The organism is Rhodococcus sp. GB-02 (assembly GCF_053470465.1).
Genome location: NZ_JBPUKE010000004.1, coordinates 893,687 through 912,980, shown reverse-complemented (window position 1 = coordinate 912,980; position 19,294 = coordinate 893,687). Strand labels below are relative to the sequence as shown.

Annotated in this window: 16 protein-coding genes; 10 read left to right on the top strand and 6 right to left on the bottom strand. The window is 64.4% G+C overall.

Annotated features, from left to right (window positions below):
- Nucleotides 1–104 precede the first annotated feature (104 nt).
- Both ACSW29_RS28975 and ACSW29_RS28970 read left to right on the top strand, forming a co-directional pair.
- Entirely contained in the window at nucleotides 105–467 is a 363-nt protein-coding gene (locus ACSW29_RS28975; protein WP_230814089.1) for a DUF3817 domain-containing protein, read from the top strand.
- Nucleotides 468–572: 105 nt separating this feature from the next.
- Nucleotides 573–1,469: a tetratricopeptide repeat protein gene (locus tag ACSW29_RS28970; protein ID WP_347875199.1), complete on the top strand. Its 897-nt coding sequence runs from the start codon at nucleotides 573–575 to the stop codon at nucleotides 1,467–1,469.
- 18 nt (nucleotides 1,470–1,487) lie between these two features.
- On the opposite strand, the gene ACSW29_RS28965 is transcribed toward ACSW29_RS28970, so the two are convergent.
- Genes ACSW29_RS28965 through ACSW29_RS28955 form a run of 3 tightly spaced genes read right to left on the bottom strand, consistent with a single transcriptional unit; the run spans nucleotide 1,488 to nucleotide 7,161 of the window.
- Nucleotides 1,488–2,936, bottom strand: coding sequence for a neutral zinc metallopeptidase (locus tag ACSW29_RS28965; protein ID WP_230814088.1), 1,449 nt, complete (start codon nucleotides 2,934–2,936; stop codon nucleotides 1,488–1,490).
- Complete coding sequence (gene glgB, locus ACSW29_RS28960) at nucleotides 2,936–5,137, bottom strand: 1,4-alpha-glucan branching protein GlgB (protein ID WP_448278934.1); 2,202 nt, start codon at nucleotides 5,135–5,137, stop codon at nucleotides 2,936–2,938. Before glgB ends, ACSW29_RS28965 begins: the two co-directional genes overlap by 1 nt.
- Nucleotides 5,137–7,161, bottom strand: a complete 2,025-nt coding sequence (locus ACSW29_RS28955) for an alpha-1,4-glucan--maltose-1-phosphate maltosyltransferase (protein WP_161120699.1) — start codon at nucleotides 7,159–7,161, stop codon at nucleotides 5,137–5,139. Before ACSW29_RS28955 ends, glgB begins: the two co-directional genes overlap by 1 nt.
- A gap of 177 nt (nucleotides 7,162–7,338) precedes the next feature.
- On the opposite strand from ACSW29_RS28955, the gene glgP reads away from it, so the two are divergent.
- On the top strand, nucleotides 7,339–9,939 hold the full coding sequence (glgP, locus tag ACSW29_RS28950; protein WP_030537902.1) for an alpha-glucan family phosphorylase: 2,601 nt from the start codon (nucleotides 7,339–7,341) through the stop codon (nucleotides 9,937–9,939).
- A gap of 68 nt (nucleotides 9,940–10,007) precedes the next feature.
- Here the strand turns inward: glgP and ACSW29_RS28945 are convergent, their stop codons facing one another.
- Genes ACSW29_RS28945 through ACSW29_RS28935 form a run of 3 tightly spaced genes read right to left on the bottom strand, consistent with a single transcriptional unit; the run spans nucleotide 10,008 to nucleotide 14,044 of the window.
- On the bottom strand, nucleotides 10,008–12,056 hold the full coding sequence (locus ACSW29_RS28945; protein ID WP_047270280.1) for an ATP-dependent DNA helicase: 2,049 nt from the start codon (nucleotides 12,054–12,056) through the stop codon (nucleotides 10,008–10,010).
- Nucleotides 12,057–12,065: 9 nt separating this feature from the next.
- Entirely contained in the window at nucleotides 12,066–12,713 is a 648-nt protein-coding gene (locus ACSW29_RS28940; protein ID WP_448278933.1) for an isochorismatase family protein, read from the bottom strand.
- Entirely contained in the window at nucleotides 12,710–14,044 is a 1,335-nt protein-coding gene (locus ACSW29_RS28935; protein WP_317829215.1) for a nicotinate phosphoribosyltransferase, read from the bottom strand. Before ACSW29_RS28935 ends, ACSW29_RS28940 begins: the two co-directional genes overlap by 4 nt.
- A 127-nt stretch (nucleotides 14,045–14,171) precedes the next feature.
- On the opposite strand from ACSW29_RS28935, the gene clpS reads away from it, so the two are divergent.
- From clpS to rdgB, 7 genes are all read left to right on the top strand, one after another.
- A complete protein-coding gene (gene clpS / locus ACSW29_RS28930; RefSeq protein WP_029255695.1) occupies nucleotides 14,172–14,483 on the top strand; it encodes an ATP-dependent Clp protease adapter ClpS in 312 nt (103 codons plus the stop codon).
- Between the two features lie 54 nt (nucleotides 14,484–14,537).
- On the top strand, nucleotides 14,538–15,128 hold the full coding sequence (gene aosR, locus ACSW29_RS28925) for an oxidative stress transcriptional regulator AosR (protein ID WP_448278932.1): 591 nt from the start codon (nucleotides 14,538–14,540) through the stop codon (nucleotides 15,126–15,128).
- The gene (locus tag ACSW29_RS28920) at nucleotides 15,125–16,192 is read left to right on the top strand and encodes a P1 family peptidase (protein ID WP_317829208.1); all 1,068 of its coding nucleotides are present in this window, start codon (nucleotides 15,125–15,127) and stop codon (nucleotides 16,190–16,192) included. The genes aosR and ACSW29_RS28920 overlap by 4 nt, the downstream gene beginning before the upstream one ends.
- Before the next feature lie 91 nt (nucleotides 16,193–16,283).
- Complete coding sequence (locus ACSW29_RS28915) at nucleotides 16,284–16,943, top strand: rhomboid family intramembrane serine protease (protein WP_047270276.1); 660 nt, start codon at nucleotides 16,284–16,286, stop codon at nucleotides 16,941–16,943.
- Between the two features lie 97 nt (nucleotides 16,944–17,040).
- Nucleotides 17,041–17,799 (top strand): cyclic nucleotide-degrading phosphodiesterase, encoded by a 759-nt coding sequence (locus ACSW29_RS28910; RefSeq protein ID WP_448278959.1) that lies wholly within the window; start codon nucleotides 17,041–17,043, stop codon nucleotides 17,797–17,799.
- Between the two features lie 52 nt (nucleotides 17,800–17,851).
- Nucleotides 17,852–18,637 (top strand): ribonuclease PH, encoded by a 786-nt coding sequence (gene rph / locus ACSW29_RS28905; RefSeq protein ID WP_003945332.1) that lies wholly within the window; start codon nucleotides 17,852–17,854, stop codon nucleotides 18,635–18,637.
- A gap of 3 nt (nucleotides 18,638–18,640) precedes the next feature.
- Entirely contained in the window at nucleotides 18,641–19,249 is a 609-nt protein-coding gene (gene rdgB / locus ACSW29_RS28900; RefSeq protein ID WP_448278931.1) for an RdgB/HAM1 family non-canonical purine NTP pyrophosphatase, read from the top strand.
- The last annotated feature ends 45 nt before the right edge of the window (nucleotides 19,250–19,294 follow it).

Genomic DNA, 19,294 nt, shown 5'->3' with positions numbered 1-19,294 from the left:
CTGAGTGTCTCAATACACCTGAACTAGTGCTCTCGCTCAGCGGCGCCCCGTGGTTTTCCTCACACAACTACGGGGCGTCGTAGTTGTTCGGGCACAATGGCCTCATGGCGAACATCTTTGACGTATCCACTCCCGCGAAACGCTTCCGTCTGGTGGCGTGGTGGGAAGCTGTGACCTGGGCGGCTTTGCTGGTTGCCATGTTCTTCAAGTGGGTCCTCGGACACGAAGAAGCGATTCGCATCCCCGGAATGGTCCACGGAACCGCCGGCTTCCTGGTGTTCATCGTTGTTGCCCTCCTGACCGCGTGGTCGCTCAAGTGGGACATCAAGACCACGATCCTTGCGCTGATCTCGAGCGTTCCGCCGTTCGGCACCGTCATATTCGAGCGCTGGGCAGTGCGAAACGGCAAGCTCGGTGAGCTGTCCACAGAGTTCGAGGCTGCCAAGGGCAACGCGGCGCTCGTCTGAGTGCTGCATCCCTCTACGTAGCTTCGCGCAACTCGTGACAAACTGGGAGTCGTGACTCGACCAGGTTCCAGGCCCCCCGCGCGTTCGTCCGCAGTTGCTGCCGCCATGAGCGGCGCAGTCGACTTGTCCGCCTTCAAAGAGCGGGCCACGGCCCCACCACCGCCGCGTAATACCAGCGGCGACGGGGCCGTTTCTGCTGTCTCCGGGGCAGTGATCGAGGTGACCGAGGAGAACTTCGAAAGCGAAGTCCTGCTGAAGTCGAGCCAGGTGCCGGTGATCGTCAACATCGGTGGCCGCGCATACGAGCCCTCGGTCGTGTTCACCGAAGTTCTCGAATCATTTGCAGCGCAAGCCGGCGGCAAGTGGATTCTTGCCAACGTCGACGTCGACGTGAGCCCTCGTATCGCGCAGGCATTCGGTGTCCAGTCGGTGCCGACGGTTGTTGCCGTCGCGGCTGGTCAGCCGTTGGCCGATTTCCAGGGCGCTCAGCCGGAGGCGCAGCTCAGCCAGTGGTTCGACGCAGTGCTCCAAGCTGTCGAGGGCAAGTTGAGTGGGCCGGTGTCCGACGCGGACGAACCGGTGGAGGAGGTCGAGGATCCACGCTTCGTGGCCGCTGAAACCGCGCTGGACGAGGGCGATCTCGACGCGGCCATCGCTGCGTACCAGGTGATTCTCGACGCCGAACCCAACAATGCGGAGGCCAAAAGCGCTGTCCGCCAGGTGAAGTTCATGGCTCGGGTTCAGGGTGTCGATCCCGAGTCGATTGCGGCCGCGGATGCTGATCCTTCCAATCTCGAACTGCAGTTCGCTGCGGCCGACCTGGAAATGTTCGCCCAGCAACCCGAGGCGTCGTTCGCCCGCTTGATCTCGGTGGTCTCGCGAACTGCCGGCGACGACAAGGCTGCCGCTCGGACGCGCCTGCTCGAATTGTTCGAACTGTTCGACCCAGCAGAACCGATCGTCATCGCGGCCCGTCGTAAGTTGGCTTCCGCTCTCTACTGACGTGTGGACCGGCAGTCGCTACTCCGTGTAGCGGCTGTCGCACACTTCCCGGCCACCGAGAACGCCGGTCCGGAACGCGTCGACACGTGCAAACCCGCTCGGAACCGTCTCACCGTTGACGTCACTGGCAGCCAGACCGTCGGTCAGCAGCCCCGATACGGCTTCGTCGAGGTCGCCGGGGGAGAGTGTGACCTGCGCTCCGGACGCCGCGGCGTTGGTGGGACTGAGCGCTGCGGTGATGACGCCGGACAGGCAGGCGGCGCGCAAGGCAGTCTGCGGAGTGTCGAGTGATTGGCCGTTCTCCTTCTGCATCGCGAGGGTGTACCTCGACGCGAGCAGGACATAGGCGTTGTAGTCACCGGTGATGTTGGTCTGGATCAACTCGCGTCGCCCGACGCGACCCGGCGTGCCGCGCTCGGCAAGGTCGTCGACGCTGATTCCGATGGTGTTCGTCGACGGGCAGTACGAGACGGGTTCGGTCGCAACGGCATCGCTGCACCCGGTGTCTGCGCCGGTGAACACGACCTTCGGCGGCTCGGGTAGATCGAAGATCGCTTGGAAGGTCTTCACGAACTCGTCGAGAGTTGCCTCGGTGACGGGCAGCTCTCCGGAATCGTTGCCTTCGGCGAACTGCTGCGGGAGGTCTGCGCGTCGTGACTCGATTTCGTCGGCGTCCATCTTCGCGCAGGCGCCGGCGCCGTCGGTGAATCCGATCTGAGTGGCAGTGACGCGCTCGAAAGCCGAACCATGATGGCTCTCAGGATCATTAGGGTCTTCGTCGCGGATGGCGACAGCCGACGCCAACACCTTGTTGAGTCCGTCGGAGGTGTTCATCGTGAAGTGTGCGGCCTTGTCCTCGGCGACGTGCCGCAAGAAGGCCCCACCGAAACAGTCGGCTTGCTGTTCGCGCACCAGGGCGGCATCTCGTTTACCGCCGACGATCCCGGCTTTGCGTTGAACGGCGTGGCCGTACTCGTGCGCGAAGATGAAGGCAACGGCCACTTCACCGAACTTCTCGCGCACCTCGGGCAGCAGCAGTTCGCGATCCCAACCGATGGTGTGATCGATGCTGCAATACCCGGCGTTGATGAGTTCTTCGGTGGTCTCCTCACAGAAGTCCGGACCGTTCGATTCGGTGGGGTCCCACGAGATCAGCTCGTCGACCGGCTCGAAGGGCTTGTCGAACAGAGCCGGGTACTCGGCGGCCCAGTAGGTTTCGATGTCGGTGATGGCGTTGCCCGCCAGGGCGTCGATATCCCCGCCGTCGGTGCCGGTGATGGCTCGGTCGGCATTGGGGGCTCCCGGGCGTAACCCACTTGGTCCTGCCGTTGCGTCGAGTCCGGCGACGCGGAAGGGATCGTGATAAATCGAGACGGCGTGGCCACTCGTTCCATGGGCACAACCGGCGAGCAGTGCGGCCACTGCCAACAGTGACGACGTGACAATGACTACTCGCCGGCCGACCATCAACGCTCCAGACTTATCCAAATCGCTCCAGCAGCAGGCAGCGCCACCTGTGCGGAGGCTGGCCGACCGTGCCACGAACGCGACGTTGCCGTGACCGCTCCGAGGTTCCCGACTCCGGAGCCGCCGTACACCTCGGCATCGGTGTTGAGAATTTCCACCCATCGGCCGGGCTCTGGTAGCCCCACGCGGTAGCTCGAGTGTTCGCTGCCCGAGAAGTTGAACAGGCAGGCGACAATCGAACCGTCAGTACCGTAACGCAGAAAACTGAGGACGTTGTTCTCGGTGTCGTTGGCGTCGATCCAGGAGTATCCGCCGGGGGAGGTGTCGAGGGTCCACATGGCCGGATGGCGTCGGTACGCGGAGTTGAGATCGCCGACCAGTCGCTGGACGCCGCGATGGAGAGTGCCCGTGTACTGATCGTCGAGCTGCCACCAGTCGAGGCCGCGTTCTTCGGACCATTCCGCGCTCTGGCCGAACTCCTGTCCCATGAACAGCAGTTGCTTGCCAGGATGCGCCCACATGTACGCGAGCAGTGAGCGCAGGCCGGCCGCCTTGGCGAAGTCGTTGCCGGGCATCCTCGTCCACAGAGTTCCCTTGCCGTGCACTACCTCGTCGTGGCTGATCGGTAGCAGGTAGTTCTCGCTCCACGCGTACATCAGCGAGAAAGTGATCTCGTGATGGTGGTAGGTCCGGTGCACCGGGTCGTGACCGAGAAACCCGAGGGTGTCGTGCATCCACCCCATGTTCCACTTCATGTTGAACCCGAGGCCACCGACATTGGTTGCCCGAGTGACTCCGGGCCACGCCGTCGACTCCTCGGCGACGGTGACGACTCCTCGATGATTCTTGTGAACGGTGGCGTTCATCTCCTGCAGGAACGCAACGGCTTCGAGATTCTCGCGGCCACCGTGAATGTTGGGAGTCCATCCACCTTCCGGACGTGAGTAGTCCAGGTACAGCATCGATGCGACGGCGTCGACGCGTAGTCCGTCGATATGGAACTCCTCGAGCCAGAACAAAGCGTTGGCGACGAGGAAGTTCCGGACCTCGCGACGTCCGAAGTCGAATACGTATGTGCCCCAGTCCAACTGCTCGCCGCGACGCGGATCGGCGTGCTCGTAGAGGGGAGTTCCGTCGAAACGGGCAAGGGCCCACTCGTCCTTGGGGAAATGCGCGGGCACCCAGTCGACGATGACGCCTATTCCTGCGGCATGCAGGTGGTCGACGAACCAACGGAAATCGTCGGGCGTACCGAAGCGGGACGTCGGTGCGTAGTACGACGTGACCTGGTATCCCCACGATCCACCGAACGGATGCTCGGAGACGGGCAGCAGTTCGACGTGGGTGAATCCGGTTTCGGTGACGTAGACGGCGAGTTGCTCGGCCATCTGCCGGTAGTCGAGCCCGGGACGCCACGATCCGAGGTGCACCTCGTACACGCTCATCGGGGACTGCGAAGGATCGACACCGGCGCGGGTTTCGAGCCAGGCCGCGTCGTTCCACTCATGCGAACTGGTGGTCACTCGCGATGCAGTCGCCGGCGGGACCTCGGTACCGAATGCCATGGGATCGGCCTTGTCGCGAACGGAGCCGTCGTGGCCGTGGACCCGGAACTTGTACAGCGAACCGGCTGCGATGTCGGGCAGGAAGAGTTCCCAGACCCCAGTGGATCCGAGGACTCGCATGGGGGCGAATTGCCCACTCCACCCGTCGAAGTCGCCGACGACGGTCACGCCGCGGGCGGCCGGAGCCCAGACGGCGAACGAGGTGCCGTCGACGGGGCCGTCCGGTGTCTCGTACGAACGCGGATGTGCACCGAGGATGTCCCACAGTCGTTCGTGCCGACCTTCGCCGAACAGGTGTAGGTCGAGTTCACCGAGAGTAGGCAGGAACCGGTAAGGGTCGGCTGCGAGAACCGTGTGTCCACCCGGGTACGTCACGGAATAGCGATAGTCGATCAGGTCGGGGTAGGGGACCAGAGCCGCGAAGATTCCGTTCGAAACATGTTCGAGAGGAAAGTTTTTGCCGCCGATGACGGCACTGACGGACTCGGCGTTGGGACGCAACGCACGCAGAACGGTGCCGTCGGCGTGGGGATGGGCGCCGAGGACACTGTGCGGATCGTGATGTTCACCGCGCGCCAACAGCTCCAGATCGTGATTGTCCGGTGCGATACCCGAAGGGAACTTCTCGGTTGACATCACTTGCCTCCACCTGCGCGGTGCGCATTGCGTGCTTGGTAGGCCAGAGAGATCCGGGCCGGATACGGAACGGGTGGGAGCGCGAGGATGTGCGCCACCGAACGCCAGGGCTCGAGGCGGACGAAATTGGCTTGGCCCCAATTGAACTGCTCACCGGTTACCTCGTCGAGCACGGTCATGTGGTCGTGCCATTCGCGTCCGAGCGCCGGCATGTCCAACCAGACGGTGCCCTCTTCTGCAGCGAACGGGTTGAGGTTGATCACCGTCAGGACGGCGTCACCGGTCGAGGCGTCGAACTTCGAGTAGGCGATCAACGCGTCGTTGTCGATGTGGTGAAAGTGCAGGTTCCGCAACTGCTGCAGGGCCGGGTGTGCACGCCGGATGCGATTGAGTGCGGTGATCCACGGCTCGAGAGATTCGCCTCGCGCTGCTGCTTCGGCGAAACGGCGCGGCCGAAGTTCGTACTTCTCGGAGTCGAGGTATTCCTCGCTGCCGGGGCGAACGGCTTGGTGTTCGTAGAGTTCGTAACCGGAGTAGACGCCCCACGTCGGCGCCAGGGTGGCGGCGAGAGCTGCTCGTAGAGCGAACATTCCGGGCCCACCGTGCTGGAGGGACTCGTGCAGGATGTCCGGCGTGTTCACGAAGAGGTTCGGTCGGGCTTCGTCGGCCTTCGCCGCCAGCTCGTTACCGAATTCGGTGAGTTCCCACTTCGCAACTCGCCAGGTGAAGTACGTGTACGACTGCGTGAACCCGCGCCGGGCAAGGCCGTACATGCGCGCCGGACGAGTGAATGCCTCGGCGAGGAACAGGACGTCGGGGTCGGTCTTCTTGACCTCAGAGATGAGCGTCTCCCAGAAGTTCGGCGGCTTGGTGTGCGGGTTGTCGACCCGGAAGATCTTGACTCCGGCACTGATCCAGTGTCGGACGACTCGCAGGATTTCCTTGTCCAGACCGCGAGGATCGGTGTCGAAGTTGATCGGGTAGATGTCCTGATACTTCTTGGGCGGGTTCTCGGCGTAGGCGATGGTGCCGTCGGGAAGGACGTTGAACCACTCCGGATGCTTCTTGGCCCATGGATGATCCGGGGCGCACTGCAGCGCGAGATCCAGTGCCACTTCGAGATCGAGCTTGCGGGCCGCCGCGACGAAGGCCTTGAAGTCCTTGAGCGTGCCGAGTTGCGGGTGAACAGCGTCGTGCCCGCCGTCGACCGAGCCGATGGCCCACGGCGAGCCGACGTCACCGGGTTCGGGAGTGAGAGTGTTGTTGCGTCCCTTGCGGTTGATCTCGCCGATGGGATGGATCGGCGGAAGGTAGACGACGTCGAAACCCATTGCGGCGATGCGGGGTAGGTCTTCGGTCGAGGTTCGGAAAGTACCGTGTTGCGGCACCCCGTTCTCGTCCCAACCGCCCGTCGAGCGGGGGAAGAACTCGTACCACGATCCGAACAGTGCACGGTTGCGATCGACGACGACGGGGTGGGACTCGCCCTTGGTGACCAGTTCACGGAGCGGAGTGGCGCGGAGCAGTTCGGCGACGTCGGAGGCGAAGGCCGGCGCGACGCGAGCAGTCAGTGCCTGATCGCTGCGCAGCGACGCCGTGACGGCCTCGAGCCTGGACCTGTTGCCCCGCGGTACCTCGTGCGCGGCCTGTTCGAACAGGCGCGCACCGATTTCCAGGTCGTTGGCCAACTCGGCCGCCCCCTGCCCGACGGCGAGCTTCGCTTCCACGGCGTGCTTCCAGGTGGCGATGGGATCGCTCCACGCCTCGATCCGGAACGACCACATGCCTTCGGCGGACGGCGTGAACACCGCGTCGACGGTGTCCGGTTCGGTCCCGGGATCCATCGGAATGCGCAGCGGCTTGGTACCGCGCGGACCACGCACGACAAGAGTGGCGGAAATGGCGTCGTGGCCTTCTCGCCACACGGTGGCGTGCACTGGGAAGACTTCACCGACCACGGCCTTTGCCGGATAGTTACCCGAGATCTCGGGTACCACGTCGTCGATACCGAGGCGTCCTGACACGGGAAGCTCCATTTCTGGTGATGGATCGCGGTAAAACTTTCTTTCGCCGGGTTCAACCGTAGTGGGTGCGGCGCTGGAGTGCTGATAACGACGAATTCGGGTCTGTCGGTGGTCAGGTCGGCTCGGGCGTTCGGTTCCACCGGACAGAGTGCGAGGAACTCGACTAGGGTTCGCGGGGTGAAAGCCTTGCGTCGGTTCACTGTCCGAGCCCACCTTCCGGAGCGCCTCGCCGCGCTCGGCCCCCTGTCCACCAACCTTCGGTGGTCGTGGCATCCCGAGACACAGGATCTGTTCTCGCGACTCGACCCCGAACTCTGGCAAGCAGTCCAGTTCGATCCGGTCCGCATGCTCGGGGAAGTCGACCCCACCCGTCTCGACGAACTCAGCAGTGACGAGGCATTTCTCGGTGACCTCGACACTGCAGCAGCCGATCTCGATGCTTATCTGAGCACCCCGCGCTGGTACCAATCCCAGCAGGCCAAGGGCACATCGTTAGCCGGCGGAATTGCGTACTTCTCCATGGAGTTCGGAGTCAGCGAAGTTCTGCCCAACTACTCCGGTGGATTGGGCATCCTGGCGGGCGATCACCTCAAGGCCGCGTCCGACCTCGGGCTGCCGCTCATCGGCGTCGGACTGCTCTACCGATCCGGCTACTTTCGCCAGTCGCTGACCGCCGACGGTTGGCAGGCCGAGCACTACCCGCCGCACGACCCTCAAGGGTTGCCTCTTCGTTTGCTGACGGACGCAGGCCCGGCTTCCGAAGACGGATCGCCGGTCGTCATTCACGTCGCCATGCCCGGTGGCCGGGTGCTGCGTGCGCGAGTGTGGATCGCTCAGGTCGGACGAGTGCCGTTGCTGCTGCTCGATTCCGACATCGCCGAGAACGACGCGGATCTGCGCGGCGTCACGGACCGTCTCTACGGCGGGGACCAGGATCACCGCATCAAGCAGGAGATCCTCGCGGGTATCGGCGGCGTCCGCGCGGTGCGCGCCTACACCGCGGCGTACGGATTGCCCGATCCCGAGGTGTTCCACATGAACGAGGGGCATGCCGGATTCCTCGGCATCGAACGGATTCGGGAACTTGTCACCACCAGCGGTCTGGACTTCGATTCGGCTCTGGCCGCGGTCCGTGCCGGAACGGTCTTCACGACGCACACTCCGGTTCCCGCCGGAATCGACCGCTTCCCGGCGGATCTGGTCCGTCACTACTTCGGCGGAGCGAACGGCGAGAACGAATCGAGTTTGCTTCCCGGCCTGACCGTCGACCGCATCGTCGGGATGGGGCGTGAAGCCGATCCGTCGATCTTCAACATGGCGCACATGGGTCTTCGCCTGGGCCAGCGAGCCAACGGCGTCTCGAAGTTGCACGGCATCGTCAGCCGCGACATGTTCAACGGTCTCTGGCCGGGCTTCGACGCCGACGAGGTGCCGATCGGTTCGGTCACCAACGGTGTTCACGCGCCGACGTGGGCGGCGCCGGAGTGGATGGACGTGGCCAGGCGGATCGTCGGTCAGGAGCAACTCGAAGAAGCACGCGGGTGGGAGCGCCTGCACGAGTTGTCGGCAACCGAACTGTGGGAAACACGTAATGCGTTGCGCGGCAAGTTGGTCGACGAAGTTCGTCGTCGCGTCCGAGCGTCCTGGCTCGAACGCGGCGCGACCGAGGCCGAACTCGGCTGGACCACTGGAGTATTCGATCCCAACGTCTTGACAGTCGGATTCGCGAGGCGCGTTCCGACGTACAAGCGGTTGACGCTGATGCTGCGTGATCCCGAGCGTCTGCGTGCGATGTTGCTTGACGAGAAACGTCCGGTGCAGTTGGTGGTGGCCGGCAAGTCGCACCCCGCCGACGACGGTGGTAAGGCACTCATCCAGCAGGTCGTGCGGTTCGCCGACGAAGCGGATGTGCGTCACCGCATCGTCTTCCTGCCTGATTACGACATGTCGATGGCCCGCTACCTGTATTGGGGCTGCGACGTGTGGCTCAACAACCCGCTTCGCCCACTCGAGGCGTGCGGTACTTCCGGCATGAAATCCGCGCTCAACGGCGGCCTCAACCTCTCCATTCGCGACGGATGGTGGGACGAGATGTACGACGGCGAGAACGGGTGGGCCATTCCGACGGCCGACGGTGTTCTCGACGACGTGCGGCGTGACGATCTGGAAGCCAGCGCCCTCTACGAACTTCTCGAGCACGCGGTACTGCCGACGTTCTACGACCGTGATGCAGCCGATCTGCCGACGCGCTGGGTCGAGAGGGTTCGCCACACCCTCGAGAATCTGGGCCCGAAGGTGTTGGCATCACGCATGGTTCGTGACTACGCCGTCGACTACTACGCCCCTTCGGCGGAATCAGCTCGAGCGGTAGTGGCGGACGATTTTGCCGGCGCGCGTGAGGTGGCCGAGTTCCGTCGCCGTATCGAGTCGCAGTGGCCGTCGGTCGCCGTCGAGCAGGTGGACGGTTCCGGCTTGCCGGACACTCCGGAGATCGGTGCGACCATCTCTTTGAAAGCCAAGGTCCGCCTCGGCGGCTTGTCGGTCTCGGATGTGGAGGTTCAGGCAGTCCTGGGACGCGTCAGCCCAGGCGAGGAACTCACCGACGTGGTGACGTTCCCGATGACACATTTCGGAACCGAGGACGGAGCCGAGATCTTCGAAGCCGAGGTTGCGCTTCCGGTCTCCGGCTCCGTGGGTTACACCGTGCGGGTGTTGCCGCATCACCGGTTGTTGGTCGATGCCTCCGAACTCGGGTTGGTGACCACTCCGAGCGTCTGACGTAATACATTCTGCCCCGGTCCGTTCGGTCGGTACCGGGGCAGAATTGTGCCCGCGTGAGAACTGGGTCAGGGACGTGAGTCGCGGATGCGGGTGAGTGCCTTGCGGACGACTTCGGGGTTGGTCGTCTCCCAGAACGGAGGCAGTGATGCGCGAAGGTAACCCGCGTATCTCGCCGTGGCCAGACGCGGATCGAGCACGGCCACCACGCCCTTGTCGTCGGTGCTTCGAAGCAGGCGACCCACGCCCTGTGCCAGGAGCAGCGCCGCGTGATTGGCCGAGACGCTGAGAAAGCCGTTACCGCCATGGGATTCGATGGCTTGTTGGCGAGCCATCAACAGTGGGTCGTCCGGGCGTGGGAACGGAATCCGGTCCAAGATGACGAGGCTCAGCGATGGGCCAGGGACATCGACGCCCTGCCACAGGGACAACGTGCCGAACAGTGACGTGGGTTCGTCCTTGGCGAAGGCCTTGACGAGGGTGCCGGTGGCGTCGTCGCCCTGGCACAGGATGGGGGTGTCGAGGCGTTCGCGCATCGCCTCCGACGCGGCTTTGGCGGCGCGCATCGAGGAGAACAAGCCGAGGGTGCGTCCGCCGGCGGCCTCGACGAGTTCGGCGATCTCGTCGAGATAGACCGGGGAGAGGCCGTCTCGGCCGGGCGTGGGCAGGTGGCGGGCAATGTAGATGATGCCGGCCTTTGCATGGTCGAAGGGCGACCCGACGTCGAGTGAGTTCCAGCGGAAAGCCGAAGCGTCAGAAGGTGCTTCGGTGCCGATGGCGGTACCCGAGTCGGGGCGCGCGGACGATTCCGCAGGAAGACCCCAGTTGACGGCGAGACCGTCGAACGATCCGCCGACGGTCAGTGTCGCGGAAGTGAGAACGACGGTGGATTCGGCGAACAGTCGCGAGCGCAGCAATCCGCCGACGGAGAGCGGAGCCATCCGGACGGAGCGCCGCACCGATCCGCGGAACTCGTCCGAGGACAGCCAGACGACGTCCTTGCGCTTTGCCGGGTCTGGTTCGTCGAAAGCGGTGAGAATACGCACGGCACTGTCGTGGACGTCGTCGACGGACGAGAGTGCGGCGTTGCGGGCCGCAGCGGCTTCGGGGTCTGCGGCTGCCATGCCCGGTTTGGCCGGACCGATCGCGGTGCGCAGCGACCAGGCCGCGTCGCGTATCGCGGCCAGTGCGGGCGCCGCCCCGTCCGGGAGGCCTTCCCAGCGACCTGGGCGCAATTCCTCGAGGAGTCCAGCCCAACCCTCGCCGGCAGCTTCGAGTCGGTCGGCGTCCTGCTCTTCGGCGATCTTGCCGCAACGCCTGGCCGCGGCACTGATCGAAGAGGCCGTGAGATCCGCCGTGGCAACGCCGGTGACGCGGTCGACCAATTCGTGGGCTTCGTCGATCACCACGACGTCGTGGTCAGGCAGGATCTGAATGCCGGTGATGGCGTCGATGGCGAGCAGTGCGTGGTTGGTGACGACTACGTCGGCCTTCGACGCCTCGACGCGGGCGCGCTCGGCGAAGCAGTCCTCACCGACCGGGCACTGGTTCTTGCCGATGCATTCGCGGGAGGTGACGCTGACCTGCCGCCACGCCTGATCGGACACGCCTGGCACCAATTCGTCACGATCACCGGTTTCGGTGTCGGAGGACCATTCGGTGAGACGGACAACTTCCCGGCCGAGACGCGAGACCGTGAACGGATCGAACAGCTCGTCCTCGGGTGGCTGCTCGGACGCACCCGTGTGAATCTTGTTCATGCACAGGTAGTTGTTGCGGCCCTTGAGGATTGCAAACTCTGCGCGTCGGCCGAGCGGCTTTTTCAGGGCGTCGGCGAGCCGTGGCAGGTCTCGATCGACGAGCTGACGCTGAAGCGCGATGGTGGCGGTGGACACGACGACGGTGCGCCCCGATTCGACCGCGTGGCGCAGGCTCGGAACGAGGTAGGCGAGTGACTTACCGGTACCGGTGCCGGCCTGAACGGCCAGATGCTCGCCCGTGTCGATCGAGTGCGCCACGGCCGACGCCATCGTCAGCTGGCTGGTTCGTTCGGCACCGCCGAGCGACCTCACCGCTGTCTGGAGCAGTTCGGGAACGTTCGGGAGTTGATCGGCCACCCACGAAGGTTAATGGATCCCTACGTCAGAAACGCCCACGGCTTGTGACCGGGACCCTTCGTTGGCGTCCACGCCTTCTTCCGACGAAGCTTCGTCGCGCCCGACCAGCAGTACACCCGCTTCACGCATCTGCACCAACGCTGTCTCGATCGTGGCGGTCGACACGCCGGCAGTGAAGGGGAGAAGGACTGTCGTGCCGAATCCTGCGCGCGCCGCATCGATGGCCGTGGCCTTGACACAGTGATCGGTGGCAATGCCGATCACGTCGACGTCGGTGATCTCGTGGGCGCGGAGCCAGTCCTCGAGCGTCGTACCGTCCTCGGCTGCCCCTTCGAAACCGGAGTAGGCCGCGCTGTAGGCGCCCTTGGAAAAGATCGCCGAACCGGCGACGGAGGCGTCGAATGCCGGATGGAACTCGGCACCGGCCGTCCCGACGACGCAGTGAACCGGCCAACTGTCGACGAAGTCGGGAGTCTCGGAGAAATGCGCCCCAGGGGCGATGTGGAAATCGCGAGTCGCGACAACAGCGTCGTACTCGTGCGAGTTCACGAAATCGTTGACGGCCGCCGCAACCGCAGCGCCGCCGTCGACTGCGAGAGCGCCACCTTCACAGAAATCGTTCTGAACGTCGACGACGATCAGTGCTTTAGCACTCACCGGTGCTCACCTCCGGAGAATCGAACGGGCACAGCCGAGTCTCCGCGTGAAAGCTTGAGCCCTTCCCACGGCAGGCTCACGAGCCCTGCTTTCAGAACTGCACGGCTCTCTTCGAGCGTCGGTGCACTCTCGACGACCTTGCCTTCACGAACCAACGGGATCAACAGCTCGGTCGCGCCGTCCGCCTCGGAAATCGGGGAAGGTGATCCGGCGGGGTAGATGACTTCTTCGACGATCGTTCCGGTCGGGCGCACTACGCGCAGTGCTTTCTTGGCGCCGCCGCGAGATGCCTTGTTGGTACTTCTCTTCTCGACCGCAATCCCGTCGACCTCGACAAGTTTGTAGACCATGCCTGCCGTGGGCGCGCCTGATCCGGTGACCAGTGAAGTACCGACCCCGTACGAGTCGACTGGTTCGGCGCGCAGAGCCGCGATGGCGTACTCGTCCAGGTCGCCGGAGACGACGATGCGCGTCTTGGTTGCCCCGAGGTCGTCGAGTTGTTGGCGTACCTGGCGAGCAAGCACACCGAGGTCGCCGGAATCGATGCGCACTCCGCCCAGTTCGGGACCGGCTACGGCGACAGCCGTTTTCACACCCTCGGTGATGTCGTAGGTGTCGACCAACAACGTGGTGGACACGCCGAGAGCGGCGACCTGACCGCGGAATGCCGCCGCCTCGTCCGGACCGTCTTCGGTGGTGTGCAGCAGGGTGAAAGCGTGTGCACTCGTTCCCGCGCTGGGTACGTCGTGACGCCGCGCGGCTTCGAGGTTGGAGGTGGCGTCGAAACCGGCAATATACGCGGCACGTGAAGCGGCAACCGCTGCCTGTTCGTGTGTACGACGCGAGCCCATCTCGATCATTCGTCGACCGCCCGCTGCGCTGACCATGCGGGCTGCGGCCGAAGCGATCGCGCTGTCGTGGTTGAGGATCGAGAGAATCAAGGTTTCGAGGATGACGCACTCGGCGAACGTTCCGCGGACCGAGAGGATCGGTGATCCGGGGAAGTAGAAGTCGCCCTCACGGTAGCCGTCGATGTCGCCGGAGAATCGGTAGTTGCGCAGCCACTCGACGGTCGTGTCGTCGAGGAATTTCGCAACGATCGCCAGTTCCGGTTCACCGAATCGGAACTGCTCGAGCGCGTCGAGTAGGCGCTCGGTACCGGCAACGACGCCGTAGCGGCGGCCGTCGGGCAGTCGCCGTGCGAAGACCTCGAAACTGCAGTTGCGGAAGGCAGATCCGTCGGCGAGAGCCGCCGAGAGCATGGTGAGTTCGTACTGATCGGTGAGCAGTGCGGTGCTGGCACCGGCGTCGCGGATGTCGGAAATTTGCATAGGCACGCACACAACTCTAGGCGCGAGACGACGTGGGTGGGTGTTGTCGCCTCTCGCCGCGCCGTACCCTGGATACATGGTTTTCGGCGGCGCGACTGTGTCCGACACTTACTCGGCGAACGTAACGATGAGAGGCGCTACGGCTTCCTCTCCTCAAGCCACGCCCGAGCAGTCGGAGGCCGTGGCGACCATCGAAGCCGCCGATCGGCCCTGGGTGACCATCGTCTGGGACGACCCGGTCAATCTCATGCACTACGTGACTTACGTGTTCCAGAAGCTGTTCGGCTACAGCAAAGCCAAGGCCACCGATCTGATGATGCAAGTCCATTCGGAGGGCAAGGCCGTGGTCTCGAGCGGTTCGCGAGACAAGATGGAGGCCGATGTGCGTCGCCTCCATGCGGCCGGTCTCTGGGCCACCATGCAACGCGACGACACCTGAGAACCATTATTTCGATCGAATTGTTCGCCCAACTCGTAGACGGGAGTCCGACGCGTGCGGACGTGGAGTAGGAAGAGTTCACTCGGCGGAGTGAAGTTCAAGTCCGAGATGGACGGTCACGAAGCGGCGGTTCTACGCTCCCTCGTGGAGTCGGTGACCGGGCTTCTCGACGAGCGTGCGTCTTCGGCGCCGCAAGACGAACTCGCCGCGCTGACCGGCCTTCGGACCGGTAATTCCGAGACACCCGACAATCCGGTGTTGGCGCGGCTGCTTCCCAACTTCCAGCGCACCGACCCGGACAAGGTCACCCCGAACAGTGACGATCTCGACGACGCGGGTGCCAATGTCAACGGCGCCCTGCGCAGTTTGCACGAGCCCGAGATCATCGACGCCAAACGCGAGTCCGCCCGTACGTTGTTGGCTTCGCTTCCCGAGGCCGGCGGCAAGGTCGTTCTCACGCAGGAACAGGCCGATGCCTGGTTGTCCTCGCTCAACGACGTCCGTCTCGCGCTCGGAACCAATCTCGGCATCGACGCCGACACCCCGGAGAGCCTCGAACCCGACGACCCGCGCGCCCCGCATCTCGACGTCTATCACTGGTTGACGTGGATGCAGGACTCCCTCGTCCAGGCGCTCATGCCATGACTACGACGCGTACCGGGCCCACTGATTCACTGACAGATGTCGCCGGCCTCGCAGTCGGTCATCACCACAAACTCGACGAGGGCGTCACCCTCGGAAGCGGCGCAGCCACCGGCTGCACAGTCGTGCTCGCATCGGCCGGTGTGGTTGCCGGAGTCGATGTCCGCGGCGGCGGGCCTGGCACCCGCGAGACCGACCTTCTCGACCCGAGCCATTCGGTTCAGCAGGTCAACGCGGTGCTGTTGACCGGCGGCAGTGCATACGGATTGGCCGCGGCCGACGGCGTGATGCGCTGGCTCGAGGAACACGATCACGGGATCGCGATGGGGGCTCCCGGTCAGGTCGTACCGATCGTCCCCGGCGCCGTGATCTTCGATCTGCCCGTGGGGGACTGGACCGTTCGTCCGACTGGAGACTTCGGATTCCTCGCTGCCGACACCGCTTCGTGCGAATTCGCCACGGGCACGGTCGGTGCCGGAGTAGGCGCGAGAGCCGGAGCGCTCAAGGGTGGGGTGGGAACGGCGAGCGTCGTGATAGCCGACGGCCCCGCCGAGGGTACGACGGTCTCCGCTTTGATCGTGGCGAACCCGGTGGGTTCGGTCTTCGACCCTCGAACAGGTTTGCCGTGGGGCGTCGGCTCGGACGGGGCGGAGTCGTTCGGCCTCAGGCTTCCCGACGCGTCCGAACTTGCGGCGGCCAATGCCGTCGCTGCCAAGGGCACCGTCCTCAACACCACGATCGGCGTCGTCGCCACCGACGCCGCCCTGACCAAAGCCGGGTGTCGACGCGTCGCCGTCGCGGGTCACGACGGTCTGGCTCGAGCGATTCGGCCCGCACATTCGCCGCTCGACGGCGACACGATCTTCGCGCTCGCTACCGGTGATCACACCCCGAATTCGGAGATCGCGGTTCCGGCCGCTTTCTCGAACGATCTGCCGCTACTTGACGCGGTGTGCGCGGCTTCGGCACAGGTGGTCGAACGGGCGATCGTGAAGGCCATTCTGGACGCCACGTCGGTAGCCGGAATCCCGAGCTACCGCGAACTCTTCCCGTCTGCATTTCTCTAGGCAGCGCTCCTGGAATCGGCGGTAACCTCGAATTGAGACTGGTTGCAAGTGACCGATCAGAAAACCGGATCGACGGTGGAGGACGCACACGATGACGATGGATTTCAACAATCCGGATTTCGGCACACGAACGCCGGCACCGAAATCCGGTCCGCCCTCGGTGTGGAAGCAGTCGGCCGTGTTGGTGGGCGGCTTCGCGATCATGCTCTACGTGATCGAGATCGTGGATGTCATTTCCGGTCAGAACGTCCAGAACGCCGGCGTCACCCCGCGCACGCTCGACGGCCTGTGGGGAATCCTGTTCGCCCCGGTGCTGCACGACGACTGGGGTCATCTGATCGCCAACACCATTCCGGTGCTGATCCTCGGATACCTGGTGCTGGTGTCGGGAATCGCGCGCGGACTCGCGGCTACCGGCATCATCTGGGTGATCGGCGGTGTCGGAACCTGGTTGTTCGCCGGTTCGAACTCGAATCACGTCGGTGCGTCCGTGCTGATCTTCGGCTGGGTGACCTACCTGTTGGTGCGCGGATTCTTCACGCGAAGTTTCACGCAAATCCTGATCGGTGTTGCTGTCTTCGTCGTGTACGGCGGAGTGCTGTGGGGCGTTCTGCCGAGCGATCCACGGGTTTCCTGGCAGGGACACCTGTTCGGAGCGATCGGCGGCGTGGTGGCCGCGTGGGCACTGACGTCGGGGGAGAGGGCCAAGCGCGCAGGGTCGGCACCGGCCGTTCGACCACCCAGTTTCTGAACGGACGTGGGTCACACCCACACTGCGGTGTGACTTCGACGCGCCAAAACGACCAAGAGCTTTTTCCCAGACGGGTAGACGTGGCAGCATGACCGGTATGCGCATGACCGTCCTGGGGTGTTCCGGCAGCGTCACGGGTCCGGATTCACCGGCTTCGGGATACCTGCTCACGGCACCGGGAACTCCGCCGCTCGTGATCGACTTCGGCCCGGGCGTTCTGGGGGCGTTGCAGCGATACGCCGATCCGGGCGAGGTGACGATTCTTCTTTCGCACCTTCATGCGGACCACTGTCTCGACATGCCCGGCCTGCTCGTCTGGCGTCGCTATCACCCCAACCCGCCGGTTGGCCGCGCTCTGGTCTACGGCCCCACCGACACCGCCTGCCGCATCGGAGTGTCCTCCGCCGAGTGCGCAGGCGAGACGGACGACATCTCCGACACCATCGACGTCCGGCTCTGGGCCGAGAACGAGCCGGTGACGTTCGGAGAACTGAGCGTCGTCGCGCGCCGGATGAATCATCCTCCCGAGGCTTACGGTTTCCGGATCACCGGCGCCGACGGCCGCGTGCTCGTCTACACCGGAGACACTGGTATGTGCGACAACGTCGTCGAACTCGCCCGTGGAGCGGACGTGTTGCTCTCCGAAGCTTCCTGGACCGACAGTCCGGATCGCCCCGAGGGAGTTCACCTCTCCGGTAAGGAAGCCGGCCGTGTGGCTGCCCTCGCCGGCGTCAAGGAACTTCTCCTCACGCACATCCCGCCGTGGACCTCCCGTGAAGACGTGATCGCCGAAGCGAAATCCGAATTCTCCGGACCGGTCCATGCCGTCTCCGCAGGAAGCGTCTACGACATCTGATTCCCCTCACATTCGATGCAGCGCCGACCGGGCGACCGCTAGGCTCACGAAGGTGACTACACGAGAAGACGGTAGGGCGGACGACGAGCTCCGCACGGTCAAGATCACCCGCGGGTTCACCAGTCATCCGGCCGGATCCGTTCTGGTCGAGTTCGGGAACACACGCGTCATGTGCACGGCCAGCGTCGAAGAGGGTGTACCCCGCTGGCGCAAGGGCTCCGGCTTGGGTTGGCTGACAGCCGAATACGCGATGCTTCCCGCCGCCACGCACACACGCAGTGGCCGCGAATCGGTCAAGGGCAAGGTCGGCGGCCGTACCCAAGAGATCAGTCGACTCATCGGCCGATCACTTCGGGCCTGCATCGATCTCGCTGCGATCGGTGAGAACACCATCGCCCTCGACTGTGATGTTCTCCAAGCCGACGGTGGCACTCGCACCGCGGCAGTGACGGGGGCATACGTAGCCCTGGTCGACGCCGTGACGTACCTGCGCGCAGCCGACCTGCTTTCCGACCCACAGCCCATCTCGTGTGGCATAGCGGCCGTCAGCGTCGGCGTCGTGGACGGACGAGTGCGTCTCGACCTTCCCTACGAAGAGGATTCGCGTGCCGAGGTCGACATGAATGTCGTGGCCACCGATACCGGCACGCTGGTGGAAATTCAAGGAACTGGTGAGGGAGCCACCTTCCCACGCTCGACGCTGGACAAGCTGCTCGACTCCGCTCTGGCGGGTTGTGAGCAACTTTTCGAGATACAGCGTCAGGCGTTGGCCGAGCCGTATCCCGGGGTGCTACCCGAACCGAAGAATCCGGAACCCAAGAAGAAGTTCGGTGCCTGAGCTGTGAGCGTACGAGTATTGGTTGCCAGCCGAAATGCCAAGAAACTGAAGGAACTTCATCGAGTTCTCGACGCCGCCGGAGTGAACGGAATCGAACTGGTCGGGCTCGACGAGGTGCCGCCGTTCCCCGAAGCTCCCGAGACCGGGGCGACGTTCGAGGAGAATGCGCTCGCCAAGGCGCGTGACGGCGCGGCGGCAACCGGAATGGCTTGCATCGCAGATGATTCCGGTGTAGAGATCGATGCACTCAACGGTATGCCCGGCGTGCTGTCCGCGCGATGGTCGGGCACTCACGGGAACGACGGCGCGAACACCGCTCTGGTACTGGCTCAGCTGGGGGACGTGCCCGAAGAGCGGCGCGGCGCGGCATTCGTCTCCGCCTGTGCACTGGTGATCCCTGGCGGCGACGAGACTGTCGTGCGCGGCGAATGGCGCGGCGTGATCGGCCGAGAACCGGCCGGCGACGGAGGATTCGGATACGACCCCATCTTCCGTCCGGACGGCGACACCCGCTCGGCCGCAGAACTCACCCCGGCCGAAAAGGACGCGGCGTCACATCGAGGGAGAGCGCTCGTGCAGCTCGTTCCGGCATTGTCCGCACTGGCCGGCTGAACCGAATCCGAAAAGTCGAGCCCTGAACGCGTCTGCGTTCAGGGC

Coding starts and splice junctions, on each gene's coding strand:
- ACSW29_RS28910 (WP_448278959.1), top strand. CDS start 17,041: ATGCGCATGACCGTCCTGGGGTGTTCCGGCAGCGTCACGGGTCCGGAT.
- glgB (WP_448278934.1), bottom strand. CDS start 5,137: ATGTCAACCGAGAAGTTCCCTTCGGGTATCGCACCGGACAATCACGAT.
- ACSW29_RS28920 (WP_317829208.1), top strand. CDS start 15,125: ATGACTACGACGCGTACCGGGCCCACTGATTCACTGACAGATGTCGCC.
- ACSW29_RS28975 (WP_230814089.1), top strand. CDS start 105: ATGGCGAACATCTTTGACGTATCCACTCCCGCGAAACGCTTCCGTCTG.
- ACSW29_RS28935 (WP_317829215.1), bottom strand. CDS start 14,044: ATGCAAATTTCCGACATCCGCGACGCCGGTGCCAGCACCGCACTGCTC.
- clpS (WP_029255695.1), top strand. CDS start 14,172: ATGAGAGGCGCTACGGCTTCCTCTCCTCAAGCCACGCCCGAGCAGTCG.
- ACSW29_RS28915 (WP_047270276.1), top strand. CDS start 16,284: ATGACGATGGATTTCAACAATCCGGATTTCGGCACACGAACGCCGGCA.
- ACSW29_RS28970 (WP_347875199.1), top strand. CDS start 573: ATGAGCGGCGCAGTCGACTTGTCCGCCTTCAAAGAGCGGGCCACGGCC.
- ACSW29_RS28965 (WP_230814088.1), bottom strand. CDS start 2,936: ATGGTCGGCCGGCGAGTAGTCATTGTCACGTCGTCACTGTTGGCAGTG.